Source organism: Streptomyces sp. NBC_00388 (assembly GCF_036061255.1).
Taxonomy (GTDB): domain Bacteria; phylum Actinomycetota; class Actinomycetes; order Streptomycetales; family Streptomycetaceae; genus Streptomyces.
Map to the genome: position 1 here is coordinate 5,928,793 of NZ_CP107948.1, position 24,465 is coordinate 5,953,257.

A 24,465-nucleotide genomic window follows, 5' to 3' on the forward strand; every position below is an offset into this window, starting at 1 on the left:
ATCCCGGTGGATCTCTGCTGGTGGGCCTGGGCGCGGGGGCTGGGCGCGGGTTCGGGGTACGGGGTCAGCCCGACGCCGCGATCAGGAGCTGCCCCAAGGCGATGCCCCCGTCGTTCGGCGGCAGGACTCGCGGCCGCAGCACCGTGAAGTCAGCTGCCTCCAGGCCCCGTTGGACGGATTCGAGCAGTACGGCGTTCTGGAAGACGCCCCCGCCCAGGGCCACCACCGAGAGACCGGACCGCTCACGGGCGAGCCCGGCGAGAGAGACCGTCAGGGCGGCGACGCAGGCGTGGAACCGCGCCGCGATCAGCTCGGCAGGTGCCCCCGCCCGTACGTCCGACACCACCGCGCGCACGACCGGCGCCGGGTCGGCGACGACGGGCTCCCCCGGCGCCGCTTCCCGGATCCCGAAGGCGTACCGGCCGTCCCCCGCGGCGGCGTCCGGCCCGGCGGCCCTGGCCAGTGCCTCCAGCCCGATCGCCGCCTCGGCCTCGTACTCCACCTCGTGCCGGACCCCGGCCAGCGAGGCCACCGCGTCGAAGAGCCGGCCCATGCTGGACGTCGGCACACACCCGAACCCGGTGCCGAACTGGTGCGCCAGCACGTCCCGTTCACGCTTCGGGCAGGCGCGGACGGGCGGCAGTTCCCCGTCCCAGGCGACCCCGGCCGCCCGGAGGTGGGCCAGTGCCATCCGGTACGGCCGCAGCACGCTCGCGTCGCCGCCCGCCAGCGGCACGTACCCCAGGTGCGCCGCCCGCTCGAACGACGGATAGCCGGCGATCAGCACCTCGCCGCCCCACGCGGCCCCGTCCGAACCGGCGCCCGTGCCGTCGAAGGCGACACCGATCACCCTCGCGTCCGCCGCGACGCCGTGTTCGCCCATCACCGACGCGATATGGGCGTGATGGTGCTGCACCCGCCGCACCGGCCGGGAGCCCGCGTGTGCCATCGCCCAGCCGCCCGACCGGTAGCCGGGGTGCAGATCGGCCACCAGCTGCCCGGGCACCACGCCGGTGAGCCGCTCCAGGTGGCGCTCGGCCCGGGTCAGCGCCTCGGACGTGGCCAGATCGGCCATGTCGCCGATGTGCTGGCTCACCCAGGCGTACCGTCCTTCGCCCAGCGCGCAGGTGTTCTTCAGGTCCGCGCCGACCGCGAGGAGCGGAGGTACGTCGAAGGGCAGCGAGATCGGCAGCGGGGCGTGGCCGCGTGACCGGCGCAGCGGGAGCTCCGCGCCCGCCACGAACCGGCTCACCGAGTCGTCGCAGGGCACCTCGATCCGCCGGTCGTGGCGCAGCCAGGCGTCGGCCAGCGGCGCGAGCGTGCCGAGGGCTTCCGTGTCGTCGGTGACGATCGGCTCGCCGGCCCGGTTGCCCGAGGTCATCACCAGCGCGCCGGGGCCCGGCGGATCGTCCCCGATACCGAGGAGCAGGGCGTGCAGGGGGGTGTACGGGAGCATCAGCCCCAGATCCGGGCTGCCCGGTGCCACCGCGCCGGAGATCCCGGCGCCGGCCGGCGTCGCGCGCCGCGGCAGCAGCACGATCGGCCTGCGGCCGCCCGTCAGCAGCCGCTCCTCGTCCTCGCCCACCGTCACCAGCTGCGCCGCGGCCCGGCAGTCGGCGACCATCACCGCGAACGGTTTGGCGCCGCGCCTTTTGCGCCGCCGCAGTTCGGCCACCGCCGCGTCATTGCGGGCGTCGCACGCGAGGTGGTATCCGCCCAGCCCCTTCACCGCGAGGATCCGCCCGGCGGCGAGCAGCTCCCGGGCGGCCCGCAACGCGTCCTCGCCGCTCAGCGGGGGCGCCCCGTCCTTGCGGACCAGTTCGAGGGCGGGACCGCACTCATGACAGGAGACCGGCTGGGCGTGGAAGCGCCGGTCGTCCGGATCCTCGTACTCGGCCCGGCAGCCGCCGCACATCCCGAACGCGGCCATCGTGGTGGCCGCCCGGTCGTACGGCACTCCGGTGACGATGGTGAACCGGGGACCGCAGTGGGTGCAGGTGATGAAGGGGTGACGGTAGCGGCGGTTCGCCGGATCGCCCATCTCGGCCAGGCACTCCCCGCAGGTCGCCGCGTCGGGGGAGACCAGGGTGCGGGACGCGCCCTCCCCGCGGGACTCCCCGATGGTGAACCCGGCGCGGCCCAGGGGTGCCAGGTCCGACTCGTGCACGGCCTCCACCACGGCGAGTACCGGGGCGTCGGCCCGCAGCCTCCTGCCGAACTCCGCCACCGCCGCCTCGGAACCCTCGACTTCCGCGACGACGCCGGATCCGGTGTTGACCACCGAACCGCTGAGGGCCAGTTCACGGGCGCTGACGTAGACGAAGGGCCGGAAACCGACCCCCTGGACCACCCCGTGGACCTCGAACCGCCGCCGCAGCCGGTCCACCGGGACCGGAGGAGGACCGGGGGAGGCGGCCTCCGCCGGAGCGGGTTCCGCTGCGCGGCCCCGGCCCATCATCTCCAGCCCGGAGAGAGCCTCCCCGGCCTTCGCCGCGTCGATGACCTCCAGCGCGAATCCCATGTGCAGGAGCACCCAGTCGCCGCCGGCCGGAGGGGTGTCGAGCATCCCGACGTTGATGCGCCGCCGCGCCCCCTCGACATCGACGAGTGCCAGCTGGCCCGCGTACCCGTCGACGAGCTCCACGACCCGCCCCGGGATGCCAAGGCACATGATCAGGACCTCCTGGTCGGCGCGGACTCGTACGGCAGCAGGCGGCCCACCAGAATCCGTACGGCGTCCAGGGCCTCCGGTACGGCCGCGAGCACCGGGCCGCTGAGCCCGATGCCCTCACCGACATCGGCGGGGGTGCAGCCCACGACGTAGGTGGACGGAAGGGTACCGCCCAGTTGCTCCAGATTCGCCAGCACTGCTACCGGATTCATCCCGTGTGCATCGAATTCACCCGAACCGAGGTCGTCGGGCCCCACTTCGAGGACGGTCACCTCACCGGGCGGCCCCCCGCCGGGGCAGGCGTCGACCAGCACCAGCGCGTCGTACCCGTCCAGCAGGTCGTACGCGAGATGCATGCCGCGGATGCCGTAGTCCACGACGCGGACGCCGGGCGGCAGCGGTACCGAACGGGCGAGCGCGCGGACCACCTCGGGGCCGAAACCGTCGTCGCCCAGGAAGAGGTTGCCGACCCCGGCGACCAGGACGCGGTCCGTCATCGGCGCCGCGCCCCGGCCGCCGGCGGACCGGGCACGGGGGCCGGGGCCGCGCTCACATCGAACGCATTCGCAGATACCGGCGGATGTCCGGAATGGACTGCACTCCCAGGGCCACTGCGGCAGCCGCCAGGGCTGCGCCCGCGACTGCGGTGATCACGCCAAGGGTCCTCACGATGGGCTCTCCTCTCGGTTCTCGGGGGTGGTCCCGGCGGGCAGGGGCTCCAGCTCGTCGGGGGCGAAGTAGAAGTAGCGGCCGTACCAGTCGTGCATGTCCGCCGCGGGGTCGTCGACGAGTACCAGGGCGACATGCGTTCCGCCGTCGACATCGGAGAGCACCGCGGTCACCCGCGCCACCTGGCCGGCGAAGAAGAGGTCCTGGGCGTCGGCGCGGCGCGAGGGATGGACTCGCACCAGGCTGCCCTGGGAGACCCTGACGCCGTCGATCAGGACCGCGTCGGACCCCGGCGACACGCTCGCGTCCGCAGCGGGGTCCCACCAGGGCGCCCCGCCGGTGTCGAACGCGGGCGGCTCACCGTCCCCGGCACCGGCGCCCGGCGGCGGATCCGGCGCCGCGACCGCGTGCGGGTCACGCAGCAGCCCGTGCAGCTGCTGGAGGTCCGCAGGCGACATGGAGTCACAGCGCTCGATGATCTCCCTGGCCCGGGGGTCGGTGGCCCGTGCCTCGGCCTTCTCCCGCTCGGTCATCGTCATCACCCGCAGGGTCAGGATCTCGTCGATCTCGGTGGAGTCGAAGAGCGCGCCCGGACTCTGCTCGGCCACCTCCGGGTGGTCGTAGAGGATGATCGGCGCGCCCAGGACCGTGTCGTCCGAGCCCTTGGCGCCGGCCAGGACCGGCCAGCACCTGCGCTGGCGGCAGCGTGCGGCGGCAGCCGCCGCGTGCGCCGGGGGATCGAGCAGCGAGACGAACCGGCCGCCGTGCGCCCGCAGGATCAGATGGGCCCCGATCAGCGAGCTGCGGATCGCGTCGTCCTTGGAACCGGCCGTGCCCGGATGCTCGTTGGCCACGGACAGCGACAGCCGGAGCAGACCTTCGTCGGCCGTGGCGCCCACCCTGATCCGGACGTCCAGCGGCACTCTGCGCCGTACGATACGGCCGGCCGGCCTGCCGTCCGTGTCCGTCAGCTGCTCCACGTCCTCGCCGCCGGGCACCGTGCGCCGCACATCGGCCGGCTCCGCCAGGGAGAGCGCGGGCAGCGCGATCTCCTGCTCCACCGCCTCCTCCCAGCTCAGCACCTGAGCACCTGCCACGGTGAGCTCCGCGACCGGGGTGTGCCCGCCGTCGGCCCCGAGCCGCTGCACCTCACGGACCTGCACCTGGAGGAAGCGCAGATGAACGGTTACTGCCGCGGGCCCCTCGGGCTCCAGCAGGCACTCCATCGCCATGTCCGGCTCCTCGCCGAAGCAGGACGGCGCCGCGGACGGGGGGCCGAGGACCCCGAACTGCCAGCGGGACCGGTTCTTGTGGGAGCTGGCACGGTACGGGTACAGGAGGTACCCCTCGTACAGCACCGCGTCGGCGACCGTACGGACGTGCTCCAGGCCCAGGGCGTTCACGGGGGTCACGGGACCACCTCTCCGGTCTCGGCCAGCAGGGTGTGGACCGTCTCTTCCCAGCTGATCAGGCCGTGCCGCGCACGGAAGCCGGCGAACTCCGCGATGACATCGTGGTCGAGCCTGATCCACCCGGAGTGGGGGAAGTGGGCGGCGATCAGCTCCCGCCACACGGCGACGGGCATCGGATGGCGCGCCTCGCAGTCCCAGGGCACCTGCCGCACCCCGAAACCGGCGCTGCCCTTGGTGAAGACGGTGCCCGAGAAGAGCAGCGTCAGCGGGACCGCGCCCTCGCCGAGGGCGTGCAGATACCGCGAGCCGGTCACGTCGAAGTCGTAGGTGCAGGGCAGCGCGAGGTCGATCTCGGTGGCTCCGGTGAACCCCTGGACCGTGGTGTTGCACTGCATCCAGAGGAACGGCCGGAGGGTGTCCGCCCACCGGGCGCGCTCCCCGAACAGCCCGCGCAGCTCCTCCTCCTCGGCCGCGTCGTAGGAGCGCCGCTGCGGTTCGATGCGCACCTGGCACTGCAGCACCATCGCGTGGATACGCTCCCCGCTGCTCTCCTCGATCCGCAGCCGGGCCGTCAACCGGGGCGCGGCAGAGTACGGTTCGGCCACCACGTCGAGTACGGAGAAGTCCAGTACGGAGAAGTCCGTGCCGCTCACGCGACCTCCCCGGCGGAGGCGGCCCTGCTGCGGTCCCGTACCTGCGCGAAGAAGCCGTCCATCGCCGCGTGGGCCTCCTTGCCGCCGTCGAAGCCGCGCCACAGCGTCCGCAGCCGTCCCACCAGCTCGTAGCAGGCGTCGATGGGGACCAGGTGGCAGGAACCGTCCCCGGTCCCCGGGCGGCGGATCAGCAGCGCCTCGACGTCCGGACGCAGCATCGCCAGTGCGGGCGCGGAGGCGACGACCGTGTCCCAGGCGTCCAGCGGCAGTTCGGACTCGGTGGCCCCGGCGGGCCCGGGGTAGAACGCGACCGTGCGGTCCTGCACCGAATTGCGGAAGAGGAACGCCAGGCCCACCGGGATCTGGAGTTCGTCCCAGGCCCGTGCGTCCAGCGGCACTCCGTCGAAGCGGACGTACCGCTCCGGCACCGCCCGGTACCGCAGCCGCGCGTCCTCCCCGGTGAAGAGGAGATAGCAGGGCCGGCAGCTGCACATCAGCGCCCGGCTCTCCAGGTTCACCACGTGCGCGTGCCCGGGGGCCACCGGCTCCGCGCACATCTCGCAGCGTTCTCCGGCCGCGCGCTGCGGCCGGTTGCGGGTGATCCGCCGCAGCGCGGACACCGGGGTCGCGGTACGCCCGGGGGCGCTCACGCGGAGACCGGCCCCGGCACCGCGACGGAGACCGCGGCACCGTCCATGAGCAGGGGCAGCGGGTCGAGATGCAGCCCCTCCGCGTCGAGACAGGCACCGGCCCGCCGTACGTCGTAGTGCGCGTGGCAGCCGGGGCACCGCAGCACGGCGTCCCCGGACCCGCCGCCCAGCCTGCGGGCGAGGGCTGCGCCCTCCAGGGACCGTTCGCACCGTGCGCACCAGTCACGGAACGCGAACAGGTCGGCGCCGATCCGGCAGGCCAGCGCCGGGATCGTCCCCACGGTGAAGTGCTGTACGCCGCCGGGCTCCAGGGCGTCGAGCCCGGGCACCGTCTCCCAGGACGGAGCGCCGTCGCCCGGCGCCGACGCCGCCTCGTGGAGCCTGGAGAACAGCGAGTCCACCGTGACCAGCGGGCCCGGTTCCCCCGTCCCGCTCCCGGCCGGTGCCTCCACCTCGATGCCGGTGACCTCGGGGGCGGCCGCCTCGACCGCGCTCTGCACGGCCAGCTTGAGCGTGGCCGACGACGAGGGACAGCCGTCACAGCTGCCGAGCAGCCGCAGCGTCACCACGCCGTCCGCGGTGACGCCCAGCAGCTCCACATCGCCACCGTGCGAGCCGAGATACGGCCGTACGCCGGCCAGCGCCTCCTCGACCCGTGTCTCCACGCTGTACGGGTGCAGCCCGTGCACCAGCAGCAGACTGGCCACCAGATCGTCGTCCGCGAGGGCCGCGAGCACCCCGTCGTCCAGCCGGCCGTGCTCGTGGACGAGGTCCAGCAGCCGTTCGAGCCCGGCGCCGTAGAAGTCCGTGACGAGCCGGACCAGTTCCTCGCTCCGCTCCCGGGCGACGGCGCCGCCGGCGGCGCTGGCGGCGATCAGGGTGTCGATGCGGTCGCCGGTGGCCCGCCAGTCGGCGGGCCCGGCCACGGTCTCCTGTGCCATCACTCGCTGCCCGCGGACTGCGTGGGGGAGTGCAGCAGTTCCAGCTTCTTGCCCTCACCGAGATACATGTGCACTCCGCAGGGCAGACAGGGGTCGAAGCTGCGCACCGTACGCATGATGTCGATGCCCTTGAAATGCTCCCGGTCGTTCTCCTCGAAGATCGGCTGGCCCTGCACCGCGTCCTCGTAGGGGCCCGGTGTGCCGAATGTGTCGCGGGGGCTCGCGTTCCACGGGGTGGGCGGGTACGGGTGGTAGTTGGCGATCTTGCCGTCCCGGATCACCATGTGGTGCGAGAGGACTCCGCGCACCGCCTCGGTGAAGCCGCAGCCGACGCCCTCCTCGGGGACCTCGAACTTCTCCCAGGTCTTCGTCCGGCCCGCGCGGATCTCCACCAGTGCCTTCTCCGCGAAGTGCAGTGCGCAGGCGGCCGCGTAGGCCTGGAAGTAGGTGCGCGCCCGGTTGCGCTCGATCGTGTTGCTCCACTTCGGCACGTGCCACTCCAGCTCGACCGGGCCCTTCAGCGCGGTCTTGGGGAGGTTGATCTTGACGCTGTTGCCGGTGGCCTGGATGTACCCGATGTCGACGAGCCCGGCCAGCGCGGTGGTCCACAGCCGGGCCAGCGGGCCGCCGCCGGTGTCGAGCGCCAGGTAGTCCTTGCCGTCGAACCAGCGCGGCGACATGACCCAGCTGTACTTGTCGTCCAGGTCCCGCTTCTGCGGCTGCGGGTTGGTGTGCTGGTTCCAGGGGTGCCTGCGGTCGACGGGGTTGCCGAGCGGGTCGTGGGTCACGAACGTCTCCTGGTCCTCCCAGTCGCCGTAGTACGACGAGCCGAGGAGGATCCGGATGCCCAGGTTGATCTTCACCAGGTCGGTGGTGACCAGCTTCCCGTCCACGACCACACCGGGGGTGACGTACATCTTCCGTCCCCACTCGGTCATGTCCTGGTACTTGAAGTTGCAGTACTCCGGGTCCTGGAACGAGCCCCAGCAGCCCAGCAGGATGCGCCGGTTGCCGACCTGCTCGTAGCCGGGCAGGGCCTCGTAGAAGAAGTCGAAGAGGTCGTCGTGCATCGGCACGACCTTCTTCATGAACTCGACATAGCGCTGGAGCCGCGTGATGTAGTCCGTCATCAGCTGCACGGTCGCCACGGTGCCCACGCCGCCCGGGTAGAGCGTGGAGGGGTGCACATGCCTGCCCTCCATGAGGCAGAACATCTCCCGGGTCATCCGGCTGACCTGGAGCGCCTCACGGTAGAACTCCCCGGTGAACGGGTTCAGCGAGCGCATGATGTCGCCGATGGTCTTGTACCCGTGGGCCTCGGCGTGCGGCGAGGGGGTGCGGTTGGCCTGCTCCAGCACCCCCGGATTGGTCTCGGCGACCATCTTCTCGCAGTAGTCGACCCCGACCAGGTTCTCCTGGAAGATGTTGTGGTCGAACATGTACTCCGCGGCTTCGCCGAGGTTGACGATCCACTCACCGATGTGCGGCGGCTTCACGCCGTACGCCATGTTCTGCGCGTAGCAGGAACACGTGGCGTGGTTGTCCCCGCAGATCCCGCAGATGCGGCTGGTGATGAAGTGCGCGTCGCGCGGGTCCTTGCCCTTCATGAAGACCGAGTAGCCGCGGAAGATGGAGCTGGTGCTGTGGCACTCGGCCACCACCTTCTGCTTGAAGTCGATCTTCGTGTAGATGCCCAGGCTGCCGACGATGCGGGTGATGGGGTCCCACGCCATCTCGACAAGGTCGTCCTTGCCCTGCTTCCCGCTGCCACCCCTGCGTTGCGTCGCGGTCATTGCGCCGCCTCATCTTTCTGTCCGTTGCGGTCGGTCACCAGGTGCGGGTGGCACCGGTCGTGAGGGTCCTGCCGGGCCTGCGCCACTTCGGCTCCTGGTCCAGCGTGTGAGTGGTGATGTGACGCAGCCGGCGCATGGTCGCCCCGTACAGCCCGACCGCGTTCGACGAGAGTTTGCCGCCGGGCGGCTCGTCCATGAAGGGCATGAACTTGTCGGGGAACCCGGGCATGGTGCAGCCGATACAGATTCCGCCGACATTGGGGCAGCCGCCGATACCGTTCATCCAGCCGCGCTTCGGCACATTGCACTTGACTGTGGGTCCCCAGCAGCCGAGTTTCACGATGCACTTCGGCGATCCGTATTCCGTTGCGAAATCGCCCTGCTCGTAGTAACCGGCCCTGTCGCAGCCCTCGTGCACCGTCTGCCCGAAGAGCCAAGTGGGGCGCAGCGCGTCGTCGAGCGGAATCATCGGGGCCTGGTCGGTGGCCATGTACAGCAGATACGTGAGTGTCTCGGACAGGTTGTCCGGCTGGATCGGGCATCCGGGGACGCACACGATCGGAATTCCGGCCTTGGACTTCCAGTCCCAGCCGAGATAGTCCGGGAGCCCCATCGCGCCCGTCGGGTTGCCCGACATGGCGTGGATGCCGCCGTACGTCGCACAGGTCCCGACCGCGACGATCGCGGTGGCCTTCGGCGCCAGCCGGTCGATCCACTCGCTGGTGGTCATCGGCTGCCCGGTGGCGGGGTCGTTGCCGAAGCCGGACCAGTAGCCCTCGGCGTGCAGCTGCTCGTTGGGGATCGACCCCTCGACGACCAGCACGAACGGCTCCAGCTCTCCTCTGTCGGCCTTGAAGAACCATTCGAGGAAGTCGTCGGCCCCGCCGTTCGGCCCGCACTCGAAGTCGATGAGCGGCCAGTGCACCGCGACCTGGGGGAGGCCGGGCAGCGCCCCCAGGGCGATCTCCTCGATGCTGGGCTGAGTCGCCGCCGTCAGGGCCACGGAATCGCCGTCACAGCTGAGCCCGGCATTGATCCAGAGCACGTGGATCAGGGTTTCTTCGGCCTTTACCGCTGCTTCTGTCGGCATAGCTGCCGCCTTCCAGGGCCGGCGTGCCCATTCCGGTCAGCGAAGGATCGGGGCGCCTGGCTCTCGCGTGTGGTTTCGCTCACATTGCTACCATCTAGGCCCGGCATATGCGCCCTGTCAACGCGAGAAGAAATCCGTTCGGGTTTGCCCGTTCACAGCATTCGGCGCAGTAATCGCGGAGCGCGAGCCGGAGGCCCGGCCACCCGTCATTCATTCCGGTCGCGAACCGTTCGCTCATTGCGCCGGTCGAATGAATCGGACAGGCAATAGAGCCGGTCGAATCGGCGGTAAGAGGCGCGTGCCCGTTTCAGGTCCTACGGTCGTGCCACCGACGCGGGAGCGAGGCAGAGATGCATGAGTTGTCGATCACGCAGAGCGTCGTCGACATGGTCTGCGAACGTGCCGGGGACAGACCGGTCCGCACGGTCAGTGTGCGGGTCGGCGTGCTCACCGCGGTCGTGGCGGAGTCGATGCGGTTCTGCTTCGACCTGGTCACGGAGGGCACGGTGGCCGAAGGCGCCCGGCTGGAGATCGACCAGCCCCCGGGAGCGGGGCGGTGCCGCGCGTGCGCACAGGAGTTCACGCTGACCGACCCCGTGCTGCTCTGCCCGTGCGGCAGCGCCGACGTGGAGATCACGTCGGGACGTGAACTGCAGATCATCTCGATGAAAGTGGGCTGACCCATGTGCGGTACCTGCGGTTGCGGCGAAGAGGGCGGCGGCACGCGGATCGCGCTGCCCCGCGAGGACCACGCGGGGGCGGCCGGCCACCCGCACCACGAGCACGAGCACGAGCACGAGCACGGCGGCGTGCGGGACCACGGCCACGGCCACGGGCCGGGGCACGGGCACGCCCACGAGGGCGTGTCCGGCGGCGGGGAGACGATCACCCTGGAGCAGCGGGTGCTCGCCAAGAACGAGCTCCGGGCGGAGCGCAACCGAGCCTGGCTCGCCGAGCGGCACATCCTGGCGGTGAACCTGATGAGTTCCCCCGGGGCGGGCAAGACCACCCTGCTGGAGCGCACCATCAGGGACTTCTCCGGGCGCCGTCCGGTGGCCGTGGTCGAAGGCGACCAGGAGACCATGCTCGACGCCGACCGCATCAAGCGGGCCGGATGCGCGGTCGTGCAGGTGAACACCGGCGCCGGCTGTCACCTCGACGCGGAGATGATGCAGGGCGCGCTGGAGACCCTCGCGCCGGAGCCGGGGTCGCTGGTCCTCGTGGAGAACGTGGGGAACCTGGTGTGCCCGGCCCTCTTCGACCTGGGGGAGCGCAGCAGGATCGTGATCATCTCGGTCACCGAGGGCACGGACAAGCCGCTCAAGTATCCCTATATGTTCGGCGCCGCGGACCTGGTGCTCATCAACAAGATCGATCTGCTGCCCCATGTCGATTTCGACGTGGACCTGTGCACTTCGTACGCGCGCTCGGTCAGCCCGGACGTACAGGTGCTGACCGTGTCCGCGACGACGGGCGAGGGGATGGACCGGTGGTACGACTGGGTCGCGGCACTGGACGATCCGGCGCTGCTGAGCTGACGTGGCGACAGAACCGTCACGGGGCGGGCGCCTGCCCCGTGACGGCCGCGGCGGAGACCGTGCCCGTCAGGGGAGCTTGGCCACGGTGAGCAGGAGCGCGGAGTCCTCCAGGGCTTCCAGCCGGTGGCGGCCGTCGGGCACGAAGATCAGATCGCCCTGGCGGGCCTCCCAGGACAGCTCGCCCGCCGTCAGACGCACCCGGCCCCGCAGCACCTGCACCGTGGCCTCGCCCGGATTCTCGTGCTCGGCGAGGTGCGAGCCGCGCGTCATCCCGATGACCGTCTGGCGCAGGACCTTCTCATGACCGCCGTAGACGGTGTCCGCTGTGTGACCGCCACCGGCCGTGGCCGCCAGCTCGATCTGCTGGCGGGCCAGGGCTTCGAGAGAGAGTCTCTGCATGCGGTCATTCTCCCGCATCCGCCCGCCCGGGCAACGCGGAAGGGACCGGGCGGAGCCCCGGTGGGGCGCCGCAGCTCACCGGGCCGGCGCCGCGCCGGGGCCGGCGCCGCGGCCGTGTCCGGGTCCGCAGGCCCGGCGTACGATCAGGCCTCTGACCGTCGAGTTGACCAGGGCCGCGGCCGCAAGCACCACAGAGGCCGGAGGTCCTCCGACGCCGGGCAGCAGCAGGAACATACTTGCCGGTGCGGTGAGCAGGATCCGGCCCACGCCCGTGTTTCCCCTCTGCCTCCAGGCTGCCCGGGCAGGGCTGCCGGGGCGTGAGTACCGGTACTCATCCGCTGCCGGGTACCGGAGCGGGCACGATTCCCGGACGTGGGGCGCCTCACCCCGAATGCCGTACACCAGAGCTGGGCAGGTACGGATGTGCGGCGCCCGGAAGGCCGGACGGTGCTGACCCGGAGGGGGAGCGAAACGTCATGGAACACGCTGGCTGGCAGTTTTCGGACGACCGTGGACAGCTGTCGACGGCCGGGCGGACACCCACGCGGGTGACGGCGTACATCCGCGCCGGAGCCACGCTGTGGGACCACGGCCTCGCCCCGCACGCGGTGTTCGGCTCGCTCCACGACGGCGCGGCGGCCGACCCGGCGAAGGCGGGCTCGCTGCCGGCCGGTGATCTCCGCTACCTCGGGGCGGGCAGCGCGCTGGATACGGACACGCTGCTGAGCGGCGAACCGGATCTCGTGGTGGCGGTCAGCTACGGCGGCGGCCAGGTGTACGGACTGGACCCGGACACCGCCAAGCATCTGGAGGAGCAGGTCCCCTTCGTGGTCCTCGACGTGGGGCAGAACCACACCCTGGACGGGATCAGGGGCAGGTTCGACGCGCTCGCCCGCTCGCTGGGCGCCGCCGGCGAGGGGGACCAGGAACAGTTGCTGGACGCCGCAGCGCAACGGCTGCGCGCGGCGGCGGAGATACCCTCCCGGCCGGGGATCCTGGCGCTTTCGCCGGCCGGCCCCGACCAGGTGCATCTGGCCCGCCCCGACGCCTGGCCCGAACTGCGGGCCCTGGCCGGGCACGGCGTCAGCACGGTGCGGCCGCCCGATGGCGCGGGCGCGAACTGGGCGACCGTCGGCTGGGCGGAGGCGGCGGAGCTGCGGGCCGGTGTGGTGCTCGTCGATATCAGGTCGAATGCGGTGCCCGTCAGCGAACTCAGCGGCATCGAGGCATGGATGCGCCTCACCGGCGGGGCCCGGGTCCTGCCCTGGAATCCGGAATCCCCGGCGAGCGCGCGGTCCCACAGCCGTTTCTTCACCTCGGTGGCGGGAGCGCTGGAGGCCGTCGCCGCGGAGTGAGTGCGCTCACACCCGGCGCTCAGACGGGCACTCATCCGTGTCGGTGTTGGGCCGAACGGGTGAAGGGGGTCAGAATTGGCTGATGCAGATAGAAAGCCCAGCCGAGGTGGTCCGGTGAGCAGGTACGACGAGTACGACGTCACCGACGAACAGTGGGAGGGGCTCGCCCAGGTAGTACCGCTGCGGGGACGCAACGAATGGCCCTCGCGAGTCGATCACGAGACGATCCCCCATGAGTACGCGGCCGAGCAGCGCCGCTTCGTGGTGCTGCGCGTCCAGGTCTTCGCGGACGCAAGGGAGGTCGCCGAGTACCTCGTCGGGCAGGTGCCGGTGCTGCTCGACCTGACCGGGGCGGAGACCGAAGTGGCCAAGCGCATCCTGGACTTCAGCAGCGGTGTGGTCTTCGGGCTCGGCAGCGGGATGCACCGGGTCGACAAGAACGTCTTCCTGCTCGCCCCGGCCGGCACGGAGGTGGAGGGCATCGCAGCGACCGCAGTCCCCCGATCGTAGGAAGGTCGGGCAGACGGAACGGTTCGCCACCGTGACGCGTGCGTACCGTCCGGACCATGGACGCAACCTACGCACGCCCCACCGTCACCGAACTGCGGCTCTCCGCCTTCAAGTCGCACCGCGGCGCCGCCTTTCCGCTCGCCCCGCTGACCCTGTTCACGGGGGCGAGCGGGAGCGGTAAGACGAGCGCCCTCCAGGTGTACGAGGCGCTGGCGCGGCTCGGCGCGGGGGACGAGCTCGGTGAGGTCTTCGAGGATCCGGGCAGCTGCGTCCCGGAGCGGGCCTGCGCGGACGCACAGGGGCGGCGGGGGTTCCGGATCGGCTGCACCGTGGACGGTCCGGCCGGTCCCGTACAGCTCGACCTCGCGGTGCAGGCCGAACCCGAACTGCGCGTGGTCGGCGAACGACTCACCGGGGAAGGCCAGTTGCTGCTCTCCACGGCGCTGCGCGACCCCGCGCGCAGGACCGTGCAGGCCGCCTGGCACACGGCGGGCACGGTCCCGGTGACCCGGGCGCCGCTCCCCGACGACCGGATGGGGACCGCGCTGCTCCCGCTGCGGGTCGCGGGCAAGACGGAAGGCCAGCTGAAGGTGCTGGCCGCCGCCGAGCAGGTGGTGGTGGCGCTGCGCTCGGTCTTCGCCTGCGACCCCCAGCCGCACCGGATGCGGCGTCCGGTGGCCGCGGGCGCGGGGCTGCTCCGGCGGGGGTGCGACAACCTGGCATCGGTGCTCTACCGCACCCAGTCCGAGTGCGGGAACCGGCACCGTCAGCTGGTGGCCGCGGCGCGTGCGGGGTGTGTGGGCCCGGTCGCGGGGCTCGCGGCCGAGGAGCTGAAGGACGGGCGGGTACGGGCGGTGCTCGGCCGGGGCGGCGGTGCGGGGACACCGGTGGAGCGGCTGGGCGAGGGTGAGCTGCGCTATCTGGCGCTCGCCCTGGTGCTGCTGACCGGTCCCGGGGTGCTGGCGGTGGATCCCGCGGGCGAGGTGCCGCCCGCGATGCAGTCGCTCACGGTCCTGGCCGACGGCTTCGACCGTTCGCTCGATCCGCGGCAGGCACGGGAGCTGGCCGCGCTCGCCGCGGCGATCTGCGGCCAGGGCCACATCAGGGTGGTGGGCACGGCGGCGCACGCGCAGTGGGCCCGCGATCTTGAGGGTGTCTCAGTGGTAGACCTGGGCGTGTGACAGAACTGGATGTAGCGCAATTGCAGCGCAGGCTGGCCGAGTTCGCCGTGGCACGTGAGTGGCAGCCCTATCACACGCCCAAGAACCTGGCGGCGGCGCTGAGCGTCGAGGCGTCCGAACTGGTCGAGATCTTTCAGTGGCTGACGCCCGAGGAGTCGGCCCGGGTGATGGAGGACCCCGGGTCGGCGCACCGGGTGAGGGACGAGGCCGCCGATGTCCTGGCGTATCTGCTGCAGTTCTGCGAGGTCCTGGGGATCGATCTTCTTGCGGCACTTTCGGACAAAATTGACCGAAATGAGACACGTTTCCCGGCGAAGCGTTCCGTGGATCGTCACTCTCCGGAGTGAGTGAGTTATCAACAATGCGTCTTGCGTCCACAGATTTCCGAATTCCCCTGGCTTTATGGTCCATCCTCCTTCACGCTGGGTAATGAAAGGGGAGACGGTAAGTCATACGAACGGGGACTGGGATGGACGGGGTGCGGCTCATTGCGATCAGCCGGGATGCTCTGGCGCGGAGCCTTCCGGAACTGGACACCATGGTGGAGGCCTGGCAGGCGCAGGCGCTCTCGGGCGCCGTGGGCGGGCATCTGGCGATGCGCGGTCCGCAGGAGCTGCGGTCCGACGCGCGGGCGCTCGGCGAATCGGGCGGCCGGGGCTGCGGGGCGCTCGACGTGCCGACCGTGCGCGGCGGGCTGATACGCGCGGCGCAGCTGACCGAAGTGTCCGATGTGCGCGAGGTGCTGACGGCCCTCGGGGTGCTGCTCGGCGAGGTGGGCATGGCCCTGGTGAGTGTCGCCTGCGGGACCGAGGAGGAGGCGGTCTACTGGCAGTGCATCGAGGCCATGGACGCGGCGGACGAGTCGGGGGACCGGGTGCGCGGAATGCTGCGGAAGCTGGAGGAGCGCGACGCGGAGAGGGCTCCGGGGTAGCGCGTGCCGGGTGAAGTCCTCCGGTACCGCGGGAAATCGCGGGACACCGGCCGGCCGGGCCGTGCGGGAGGCGCTGCGGGAGGGGTGAAGGTGCAGGATGGATGCATGGATCTTCGAATCTTCACCGAGCCCCAGCAAGGGGCCGACTATGACACGCTGCTGACCGTCGCCAAGGCCACCGAGGACCTCGGCTTCGACGCCTTCTACCGCTCGGACCACTATCTGCGGATGGGGTCGGGTGACGGCCTGCCCGGCCCCACCGACGCCTGGATCACACTGGCGGGTCTCGCCCGCGAGACCCGGCGGATCCGTCTCGGGACGCTGATGACAGCGGGCACGTTCCGGCTTCCCGGTGTCCTCGCCATCCAGGTGGCGCAGGTCGACCAGATGTCCGGGGGCCGCGTCGAACTGGGCCTGGGCGCAGGCTGGTTCGAGGAGGAGCACCGGGCGTACGGCATCCCGTTCCCCAAGGAGAAGTTCGGCCGTCTGGAGGAGCAGCTGGCCATCATCACCGGGCTCTGGGAGACCCGGACCGGTGAGACCTTCAGCTATGACGGTACGTATTACCAGCTCTCGGACTCGCCCGCGCTGCCCAAGCCCGCCCAGGCGAAGGTGCCCGTGCTGATCGGCGGACACGGGGCGACCCGTACCCCGCGGCTCGCCGCACGGTATGCCGACGAGTTCAATATCCCCTTCGCCTCGATCGAGGACAGCGAGCGGCAGTTCGGGCGGGTCGCGGCCGCGGCCAAGGCGGCCGGGCGGGCGGACGACCTGGTGTACTCCAACGCACTGGTCGTCTGTGTCGGCAAGGACGACGCCGAGGTGGCGCGCCGCGCGGACGCCATCGGCCGGGACACGGCGGATGTGAAGGCCAACGGGCTCGGCGGTTCGCCCGCCGAGGTCGTCGACAAGATCGGCCGCTATGAGGCGATCGGCTCCTCGCGCGTCTATCTCCAGGTGCTGGACCTCGACGATCTGGATCACCTCGAACTGATCTCCTCGCAGGTCCTCTCCCAGCTGAAGTAGGAGCCACCGTGCGCCCCGTCCGTACGTTCGCCGCAGCACTCACGGAGCAGGTCCTCGTCCTCGACGGCGGGCTCTCCAACCAGCTGGAGGCACAGGGCTGCGATCTCTCCGACGCGCTCTGGTCGGCCCGGCTGCTCGCCGACGATCCGCAGCAGATCGTCGCGGCGCACACGGCATATGTACGGGCGGGTGCCCAGGTGCTCATCACGGCGAGCTACCAGGCCACCTTCGAGGGCTTCGCGCGGCGCGGGGCGGGCCGGGCCGAGGCCGCAGGGCTGATGGCCCGCAGTGTCCGGCTGGCCCGCGAGGCCGCGGCGACGGCGGACCGGGAGGTCTGGGTCGCCGCATCCGTCGGCCCCTACGGTGCGATGCTCGCCGACGGCAGCGAGTACCGCGGGCGGTACGGGCTCTCGGTGGGGGAGCTGGAGCGTTTCCACCGGCCGCGGATCGAGGCACTGGCCGCCGCGGGGCCCGATGTGCTCGCGCTGGAGACAGTGCCGGACACCGACGAGGCACAGGCGCTGCTGCGGGCGGCCGGCGGCTGCGGGACGCCGGTCTGGCTCTCGTACAGCATCACGGGGGAGCGGACCCGGGCCGGGCAGCCGCTGGCAGAGGCCTTCGCGCTGGCGGCGGACCGGGAGCAGGTCGTCGCCGTGGGGGTGAACTGCTGTGACCCCCGGGACGCGGACCGGGCCGTGGAGCTGGCCGCTTCGGTCACCGGCAAGCCCGTGGTGGTCTATCCGAACAGTGGTGAGCAGTGGGACGCGGAGCGCCGCGGCTGGCACGGCGGCGCCACCTTCGCGGCCGGCCGGGTACGCGGCTGGGAGCTGGCAGGGGCCGGACTGGTCGGCGGCTGCTGCCGGGTCGGCCCGGACGGGATCGCGGAGCTGGCGCGGCTCAGGACACCGCCCCTGAGCGGATGAAAACCTCTGGTCGGGGCAGCGCAAGCGGGCGATACTCGGACCCGTGTTCCTGACGATCAGCACCACCGGCACCCCAGAGCGTCCCGCCACCGACCTCGGTTTCCTGCTGCACAAACACCCTGGCAAGGCGCAGGCGTTCTCCACCTCGCACGGCACGGCGCACGTCCTCTACCCGGAGGCCACCGCCGAGCGCTGCACGGCCGCGCTGCTGCTGGAGGTGGACCCGGTGGCGCTGGTCCGGCGAGGCCGGGGCAAGGGGCGCGGCGGCGCTCCGGACTCCGCGCTCGCGCAGTACGTCAACGACCGCCCGTATGCCGCGTCCTCGCTGCTGGCGGTCGCCGTGACCACCGTCTTCAAGAGCGCCCTGCGCGGTGTGTGCACCGCGCTCCCGGAGCGGGCCGCCGCCCCGATGCCGCTGCGGATCGAGATCCCCGCGCTGCCGGCCAGGGGCGGCCCGGGCCTGGTCCACCGACTCTTCGCCCCGCTCGGCTGGGAGCGGGTGAAGGCCGAGCCGGTCGCCCTGGACGAGAAGTTCCCGGAGTGGGGCGAATCGCGGTACGTACGCCTCGTGCTCGAGGGTGAGCTGCGGCTCGCCGACGCGCTGCGGCAGCTCTATGTGCTGCTGCCTGTCCTCGACGATGCCAAGCACTACTGGGTGGCACCGGACGAGGTCGGCAAACTGCTGCGGGCCGGCGAGGGCTGGCTGGCCGGGCACCCCGAGCAGAAGCTGATCACCAGCCGCTATCTCTCGCGGCGCTGGGGGCTGACCCGGCAGGCGATGGAGGCCCTGGAGCTGGTGCGGCTCGCGGAGGCCGACGACACCGAGGTCGAGTCGATCGACAACGCCGTCGACGAGACGGTGGACACCGAGGAGACGCCGGTACCGCTCGCGGCGCAGCGGCGGGCCGCGATCGTGGACGCCCTGCGCACGGCGGGTGCCGGCCGGGTGCTCGATCTGGGCTGTGGCCAGGGCCAGTTGGTGCAGGAGTTGCTGAAGGACGCCCGCATCACCGAAGTCGTCGGTGTCGATGTGTCGATGCGGGCGCTGCACATCGCGGCCCGCAGGCTCCGCCTCGACCAGCTGGGCGAGCGCCGGGCGGCCCGGGTGAAGCTCATCCAGGGCTCTCTCGCGTACACCGACAAGCGGCTCAAGCGGTACGACGCCGCGGTGCTGAGCGAGGTCGTCGAGCACGTGGACCCGGAGCGGCTGCCCGCACTGGAGTACGCGGTCTTCGGGGCCGCCAGGCCACAGACCGTCCTGGTGACGACGCCGAACGTGGAGTACAACGTGCGCTGGGAGACCCTGCCCGCCGGGCAGGCGCGCCATGCCGACCACCGTTTCGAGTGGACCCGCGCGGAGTTCCGGCGCTGGGCCGCGGAGGTGGCCGAACGGCACGGATACAGCGTGGAGTTCAGGCCGGTGGGCCCCGACGACCCCGAGGTCGGTCCGCCGACCCAGATGGCGATATTCACCATGGCCCCGAAGGAGGCGAAAGCGGCATGAGCGGTACCGGCGACACCAGCGGCACGGACACCAGCGGCACGGACACCAGCGGCACGGACACCAGCGGCACGGACACCGGCGACACGGATGTCAGCAGCACCAGCGCGAACCACGGCACCACCGAATCCACCGGCACCACCGGCGCCGCCGAACCCAACAGCGCCACCGGACCCGGCACGGCCGCCGGGAGCCATGTGCCCGGCCGAGGGCGGGTTCTCCCGGTGACCGACCTCTCCCTCGTGGTCCTCGTCGGGGCCACCGGAGCGGGCAAGTCCACGTTCGCGCGGCGGCACTTCAAGCCCACCGAGATCATCTCCTCCGACTTCTGCCGCGGCCTGGTGGCCGACGACGAGAACGACCAGAGCGCCAGCGGCGACGCCTTCGACGTCCTCCACTACATCGCGGGGAAGCGGCTGGCCGCCGGCCGGCTGACCGTGGTGGACGCGACGAACGTGCAGTCCGAGAGCCGCAGGCAGCTGGTGCGGCTGGCGCGCGAGCACGACGTACTGCCCATCGCGATCGTGCTCGACATCCCCGAGGAGGTCTGCGCGGAGCGCAACGCGGGACGCCCCGACCGGGCCGGTATGCCCCGCCATGTCATCCAGCGGCACCGGCGCGAGCTGCGGCGCTCCCTGCGCGGCCTGGAGCGCGAAGGCTTCCGCAAGGTCCACATCCTGCGCGGCGAGACAGAGGTGGAGACGGCCGGAGTCGTCCTGGAGAAGCGGTACAACGACCTCACCCACCTCACCGGCCCCTTCGACATCATCGGCGACATCCACGGCTGCAGCTCCGAGCTGGAAACCCTGCTCACCCGGCTCGGCTACGCGGACGGGGTGCACCCCGAAGGCCGCACCGCCGTCTTCGTCGGAGACCTGGTGGACCGGGGGCCCGACAGCCCGGGGGTGCTGCGCCGGGTCATGGCGATGGTCGCCGCTGGCAGCGCGCTCTGTGTGCCCGGGAACCACGAGAACAAGCTGGGCCGTTACCTCAAGGGCCGCAAGGTCCAGCACAGCCACGGGCTGGCCGAGACCATCGAGCAGCTGGAGAAGGAGGACGCGCGGGACCCGGACTTCCGCGAGCGGGTGCGGGAGTTCATCGACGGACTCGTCAGCCACTACGTCCTGGACGGTGGGAGGCTCGTCGTCTGCCACGCCGGGCTGCCCGAGAAGTACCACGGCCGCACCTCGGGCCGGGTCCGCTCGCACGCGCTGTACGGGGACACGACGGGCGAGACCGACGAGTTCGGGCTGCCCGTGCGCTACCCGTGGGCCGAGGACTACCGGGGCCGCGCCGCCGTCGTCTACGGGCACACGCCCGTACCGAGCACCAGCTGGATCAACAACACCCTCTGCCTGGACACCGGCGCGGTCTTCGGCGGACGGATGACGGCGCTGCGCTGGCCCGAGCGCGAACTGGTCGACGTCCCCGCCGAACAGGTCTGGTACGAGCCGGCCCGCCCGCTCACCAGTGAGGCGCCGGGCGGTCACGACGGCCGTCCGCTCGACCTCGCCGACGTCACCGGCCGCCGTGTCGTGGAGACCCGGCACACCGGCCGGGTCTCGGTCCGGGAGGAGAACGCCGCCGCGGCGCTGGAGGTCATGAGCCGTTTCGCGGTCGACCCGCGGCTGCTCGCCTACCTCCCCCCGACCATGTCCCCGACGGGGACCTCGCACCTGGAGGGCTATCTGGAGCACCCCGCCGAGGCCTTCGCGCAGTACAGGTCGGACGGGGTCGCGAAGGTCGTGTGCGAGGAGAAGCACATGGGCTCGCGCGCGGTCGCGCTCGTCTGCCGGGATGCCGGGACCGCGCGGGAACGCTTCGGGGTGTCCGGCCCGACCGGTTCGCTGCACACCAGGACCGGCCGCCCGTTCTTCGACGACCCCCGCGTCACCGAGGAGATCCTGGGGCGGCTGCGCACGGCCGTCACCGACGCGGGGCTCTGGGACGAGCTGTCCACCGGCTGGCTGCTGATCGATGCGGAGCTGATGCCCTGGTCGCTCAAGGCGACCGGGCTGCTGCGCAAGCAGTACGCGGCGGTGGGCGCCGCGTCCCGCGCCGTCTTCCCGGACGTCCTCGGGGCGCTGGAAGCTGCCGCCGCCCGGGGTGTGGAGGTCGGCGGGCTGCTCGAAGGGCAGCGCGCGCGGGCGGACGACGCGGTCGCCTTCACCGAGGCCTACCGGCGCTACTGCTGGACGACGGACGGCCTGGACGGGGTGCGGCTCGCACCGTTCCAGCTGCTCGCCGCGGAGGGCCGCTCGCTCGCGGCGGTGCCGCACGACGAGCAGCTGGCCTGGCTCGACCGGCTCGTCGAGCACGACCAGAGCGGCCTCCTGCAGACCACCCGGCGGCTCGTTGTCGACACCGGCGACAAGGAGTCCGTCCGCGCGGGCACCGACTGGTGGCTGGAGATGACCGGACGCGGCGGCGAGGGCATGGTCGTCAAGCCGCTGCAGGCGCTGGTGCGCGACGGGAAGGGGCGGCTCGTCCAGCCCGGGATCAAGGTGCGCGGACGGGAGTACCTGCGGATCATCTACGGCCCCGAGTACACCCGCCCGGACCACCTGGCCAGGCTCCGCCAGCGCTCCCTCGGTCACAAGCGCTCCCTCGCGCTGCGCGAGTACGCCCTGGGCCTGGAGGCGCTGGACCGGCTCGCGGACGGCGAACCGCTCTGGCGGATCCACGAGGCGGTCTTCGCCGTACTGGCCCTGGAGTCGGAGCCCGTCGACCCGCGGCTCTGAGGGGCACCGCCGGGAGGGTACGGCCGGACACGCCCCGCTCACCGCCTTACGGGGGTGAGCGGGGCCGGGCGGGGACAGGATGGGGGACATGGGATTCCATGTCGACTCCGAGACGGGGCCGCTGCGCCGCGTCATCCTCCACCGGCCGGGTCTGGAACTGAAGCGGCTGACCCCCAGCAACAAGGACGCACTGCTCTTCGACGACGTGCTGTGGGTGCGCCGCGCCCGCCAGGAGCACGACGGTTTCGCCGGCGTACTGCGTGAGCGGGGCGTGGAGGTGCATCTCTTCGACGACCTGCTGCGGGAGTCGCTGGAAGTGCCCGAGGCCCGCACCCTCGTCCTGGACCGGGTCTTCGACGAGAAGGAGTACGGCCCGCTCGCCACCCACCATCTGCGGACGGTCTTCGACGAGCTGTCCGTCGGCGACCTGGCGGAGGTACTGGTCGGCGGGATGACGAAACGGGAGTTCCTGGAGCGGTACCGGGAGCCGGTCTCGGTCCGCTTCCATGTGATGGACCTGGACGACTTCCTCCTGGACCCGCTGCCCAACCACCTCTTCACACGCGACACTTCGGCCTGGATCTACGACGGCGTCTCGATCAACGCGATGCGCTGGCCGGCCAGGCAGCGCGAGACCGTCCACTTCGAGGCGATCTACCGGCACCATCCGCTCTTCACCGGGTCCGGCGCCTTCCACCACTGGTCACAGGGGCAGGTCGACTACCCGTCCACGATCGAGGGCGGTGACGTCCTGGTCATCGGCAACGGCGCGGTCCTGATCGGCATGAGCGAGCGGACCACCCCGCAGGCCGTCGAGATGCTGGCCCGCGGACTGTTCGCGGCCGGATCGGCGCGCACCATCGTGGCGCTCGACATGCCCAAGCGGCGGGCCTTCATGCACCTGGACACCGTGATGACGATGGTGGACGGGGACACCTTCACCCAGTACGCGGGGCTCGGGATGCTGCGCTCGTACACCATCGAACCGGGCGGCAACGAGACGGAGCTGAAGGTGACCGACCACCCGCCGGAGCAGATGCACCAGGCCATCGCCGGTGCGCTGGGACTCGGCGGCATCCGGGTGCTGACCGCGACCCAGGACGTGCACTCGGCGGAGCGCGAGCAGTGGGACGACGGGTGCAACGTCCTCGCCGTCGAGCCGGGGGTGGTCGTGGCGTACGAGCGGAACTTCACCACCAACACACATCTGCGCAAGGAGGGCATCGAAGTCATCGAGATCCCCGGCAGCGAACTGGGGCGGGGCAGGGGAGGGCCGCGGTGCATGAGCTGTCCGGTCCAGCGGGATGCCGTATAGTGATGCGTTCATACGCATAGAATTCCAACCCGTCCCGCCTTCGGGACCCAGGAGCAGCCACCATGGCGATAGACCTCGCAGGCCGCCACTTCCTCAAGGAGCTCGACTTCACCGCGGAGGAGTTCCGCGCTCTGGTCGAGCTGGCGGCCGAGCTCAAGGCGGCCAAGAAGTCGGGCACCGAAGTGCAGCGGCTGCGCGGCCGGAACGTCGCCCTGATCTTCGAGAAGACCTCGACCAGGACGCGGTGCGCCTTCGAGGTGGCGGCAGCCGACCAGGGCGCCTCGACGACCTACCTGGACCCTTCCGGGTCGCAGATCGGGCACAAGGAGTCCTTCAAGGACACCGCGCGGGTGCTGGGCCGGATGTTCGACGCCATCGAGTACCGGGGCGACAGCCAGCCGCAGGTGGAGGAGCTCGCCGCGCACGCCGGGGTCCCCGTCTACAACGGCCTCACCGACGACTGGCACCCCACCCAGATGCTGGCCGATGTGCTCACCATGACCGAGCACAGCGACAAGCCGCTTGAGCAGATCGTCTTCGCCTACCTCGGTGACGCCCGCTTCAACATGGGCAACTCGTATCTGATCACCGGTGCGCTGCTGGGCCTGGACGTCCGGATCGCCGCTCCCCGGGCCTACTGGCCCGCCGCTGAGATCGTCGGGCGGGCGCGCGAGCTGGCCGCGGCGAGCGGCGGGACCGTCACGCTCACCGAGGACATCACCGAGGCCGTCGAGGGCTGCGACTTCGTCGTCACCGACGTCTGGGTGTCCATGGGGGAGCCCAAGGAGGTCTGGGCGGAGCGCATCGCCGCGCTGGCACCGTACGCCGTGACGATGGACGTGCTGCGCGCCACCGGCAACCCGCGGGTCAGGTTCCTGCACTGCCTGCCCGCCTTCCACGACCTGGGTACCCGGGTCGGGCGGGAGATCCACGCGCAGTTCGGACTGAGCGAGCTGGAGGTCACCGACGAGGTCTTCGAGTCGGAGTACTCGGTGGTCTTCGACGAGGCCGAGAACCGCATGCACACGATCAAGGCGGTCATGGTCGCCACCCTGGCGGACAGGGAATAGCCATACACCCAATTGGGTGAATATGCGCCGGGGTGGCTACTATGGCACCTCCTGGTGGGGTTCGGGCTCGCACGCTCGAACCCCACTTTGCTGTGT

General features: G+C 71.3%; 23 protein-coding genes. 13 read left to right on the plus strand and 10 right to left on the minus strand.

Annotation, left to right across the window (positions count from 1 at the left end; genetic code table 11):
* Positions 1-64 precede the first annotated feature (64 nt).
* The 9 genes from hypF to OG917_RS26500 are packed head-to-tail and all read right to left on the minus strand — an operon-like array spanning position 65 to position 9,879.
* A complete protein-coding gene (hypF, locus tag OG917_RS26465; protein WP_328320234.1) occupies positions 65-2,671 on the minus strand; it encodes a carbamoyltransferase HypF in 2,607 nt (868 codons plus the stop codon).
* A gap of 2 nt (positions 2,672-2,673) precedes the next feature.
* Positions 2,674-3,168 (minus strand): hydrogenase maturation protease, encoded by a 495-nt coding sequence (locus tag OG917_RS26470; protein WP_328320236.1) that lies wholly within the window; start codon positions 3,166-3,168, stop codon positions 2,674-2,676.
* Positions 3,169-3,220: 52 nt separating this feature from the next.
* On the minus strand, positions 3,221-3,340 hold the full coding sequence (locus OG917_RS30670) for a DUF6893 family small protein (protein ID WP_443059019.1): 120 nt from the start codon (positions 3,338-3,340) through the stop codon (positions 3,221-3,223).
* Entirely contained in the window at positions 3,337-4,752 is a 1,416-nt protein-coding gene (locus tag OG917_RS26475) for a hypothetical protein (RefSeq protein ID WP_328320239.1), read from the minus strand. The genes OG917_RS30670 and OG917_RS26475 overlap by 4 nt, the downstream gene beginning before the upstream one ends.
* Positions 4,749-5,405, minus strand: coding sequence for a DUF6084 family protein (locus OG917_RS26480; RefSeq protein ID WP_328320241.1), 657 nt, complete (start codon positions 5,403-5,405; stop codon positions 4,749-4,751). The genes OG917_RS26475 and OG917_RS26480 overlap by 4 nt, the downstream gene beginning before the upstream one ends.
* Positions 5,402-6,055 carry a DUF5947 family protein gene (locus OG917_RS26485; RefSeq protein ID WP_328320243.1) on the minus strand — a complete coding sequence of 218 codons (654 nt, stop codon included), beginning with the start codon at positions 6,053-6,055 and terminating at the stop codon, positions 5,402-5,404. The genes OG917_RS26480 and OG917_RS26485 overlap by 4 nt, the downstream gene beginning before the upstream one ends.
* Positions 6,052-6,996 (minus strand): NifU family protein, encoded by a 945-nt coding sequence (locus OG917_RS26490; RefSeq protein WP_328320245.1) that lies wholly within the window; start codon positions 6,994-6,996, stop codon positions 6,052-6,054. Before OG917_RS26490 ends, OG917_RS26485 begins: the two co-directional genes overlap by 4 nt.
* On the minus strand, positions 6,996-8,789 hold the full coding sequence (locus OG917_RS26495; RefSeq protein ID WP_328320247.1) for a nickel-dependent hydrogenase large subunit: 1,794 nt from the start codon (positions 8,787-8,789) through the stop codon (positions 6,996-6,998). Before OG917_RS26495 ends, OG917_RS26490 begins: the two co-directional genes overlap by 1 nt.
* 34 nt (positions 8,790-8,823) lie before the next feature.
* Positions 8,824-9,879, minus strand: coding sequence for a hydrogenase expression protein HypE (locus tag OG917_RS26500; protein WP_328320249.1), 1,056 nt, complete (start codon positions 9,877-9,879; stop codon positions 8,824-8,826).
* 350 nt (positions 9,880-10,229) lie between these two features.
* Here OG917_RS26500 and OG917_RS26505 point away from each other — a divergent pair, with 350 nt between their 5' ends.
* Complete coding sequence (locus OG917_RS26505) at positions 10,230-10,559, plus strand: hydrogenase maturation nickel metallochaperone HypA/HybF (protein WP_328320251.1); 330 nt, start codon at positions 10,230-10,232, stop codon at positions 10,557-10,559.
* A 3-nt stretch (positions 10,560-10,562) separates the two neighbouring features.
* On the plus strand, positions 10,563-11,417 hold the full coding sequence (gene hypB / locus OG917_RS26510) for a hydrogenase nickel incorporation protein HypB (RefSeq protein WP_328320253.1): 855 nt from the start codon (positions 10,563-10,565) through the stop codon (positions 11,415-11,417).
* Between the two features lie 66 nt (positions 11,418-11,483).
* Here the strand turns inward: hypB and OG917_RS26515 are convergent, their stop codons facing one another.
* The gene (locus tag OG917_RS26515) at positions 11,484-11,816 is read right to left on the minus strand and encodes a cupin domain-containing protein (RefSeq protein ID WP_328320256.1); all 333 of its coding nucleotides are present in this window, start codon (positions 11,814-11,816) and stop codon (positions 11,484-11,486) included.
* A 476-nt stretch (positions 11,817-12,292) separates the two neighbouring features.
* Here OG917_RS26515 and OG917_RS26520 point away from each other — a divergent pair, with 476 nt between their 5' ends.
* From OG917_RS26520 to argF, 11 genes are all read left to right on the plus strand, one after another.
* Positions 12,293-13,171, plus strand: a complete 879-nt coding sequence (locus OG917_RS26520; protein WP_328320258.1) for an ABC transporter substrate-binding protein — start codon at positions 12,293-12,295, stop codon at positions 13,169-13,171.
* Between the two features lie 114 nt (positions 13,172-13,285).
* The gene (locus tag OG917_RS26525) at positions 13,286-13,681 is read left to right on the plus strand and encodes a cell division protein SepF (RefSeq protein WP_328320260.1); all 396 of its coding nucleotides are present in this window, start codon (positions 13,286-13,288) and stop codon (positions 13,679-13,681) included.
* 56 nt (positions 13,682-13,737) lie between these two features.
* Positions 13,738-14,862: an AAA family ATPase gene (locus OG917_RS26530; RefSeq protein WP_328320262.1), complete on the plus strand. Its 1,125-nt coding sequence runs from the start codon at positions 13,738-13,740 to the stop codon at positions 14,860-14,862.
* A complete protein-coding gene (locus OG917_RS26535; RefSeq protein WP_328320264.1) occupies positions 14,859-15,209 on the plus strand; it encodes a nucleotide pyrophosphohydrolase in 351 nt (116 codons plus the stop codon). The genes OG917_RS26530 and OG917_RS26535 overlap by 4 nt, the downstream gene beginning before the upstream one ends.
* A 122-nt stretch (positions 15,210-15,331) precedes the next feature.
* The gene (locus OG917_RS26540) at positions 15,332-15,793 is read left to right on the plus strand and encodes a DUF6099 family protein (protein ID WP_328320266.1); all 462 of its coding nucleotides are present in this window, start codon (positions 15,332-15,334) and stop codon (positions 15,791-15,793) included.
* Positions 15,794-15,898: 105 nt separating this feature from the next.
* On the plus strand, positions 15,899-16,819 hold the full coding sequence (locus OG917_RS26545) for an LLM class F420-dependent oxidoreductase (protein ID WP_328320268.1): 921 nt from the start codon (positions 15,899-15,901) through the stop codon (positions 16,817-16,819).
* 8 nt (positions 16,820-16,827) lie between these two features.
* Positions 16,828-17,742: a homocysteine S-methyltransferase gene (gene mmuM, locus OG917_RS26550; protein WP_328320270.1), complete on the plus strand. Its 915-nt coding sequence runs from the start codon at positions 16,828-16,830 to the stop codon at positions 17,740-17,742.
* Between the two features lie 43 nt (positions 17,743-17,785).
* Positions 17,786-19,246: a 3' terminal RNA ribose 2'-O-methyltransferase Hen1 gene (locus OG917_RS26555; RefSeq protein ID WP_328320272.1), complete on the plus strand. Its 1,461-nt coding sequence runs from the start codon at positions 17,786-17,788 to the stop codon at positions 19,244-19,246.
* Positions 19,243-21,984, plus strand: coding sequence for a polynucleotide kinase-phosphatase (locus OG917_RS26560; RefSeq protein ID WP_328320274.1), 2,742 nt, complete (start codon positions 19,243-19,245; stop codon positions 21,982-21,984). Before OG917_RS26555 ends, OG917_RS26560 begins: the two co-directional genes overlap by 4 nt.
* Positions 21,985-22,072: 88 nt before the next feature.
* On the plus strand, positions 22,073-23,299 hold the full coding sequence (locus OG917_RS26565) for an arginine deiminase (RefSeq protein WP_328320276.1): 1,227 nt from the start codon (positions 22,073-22,075) through the stop codon (positions 23,297-23,299).
* A 62-nt stretch (positions 23,300-23,361) separates the two neighbouring features.
* A complete protein-coding gene (argF, locus tag OG917_RS26570; RefSeq protein ID WP_328320278.1) occupies positions 23,362-24,369 on the plus strand; it encodes an ornithine carbamoyltransferase in 1,008 nt (335 codons plus the stop codon).
* Positions 24,370-24,465: the final 96 nt, after the last annotated feature.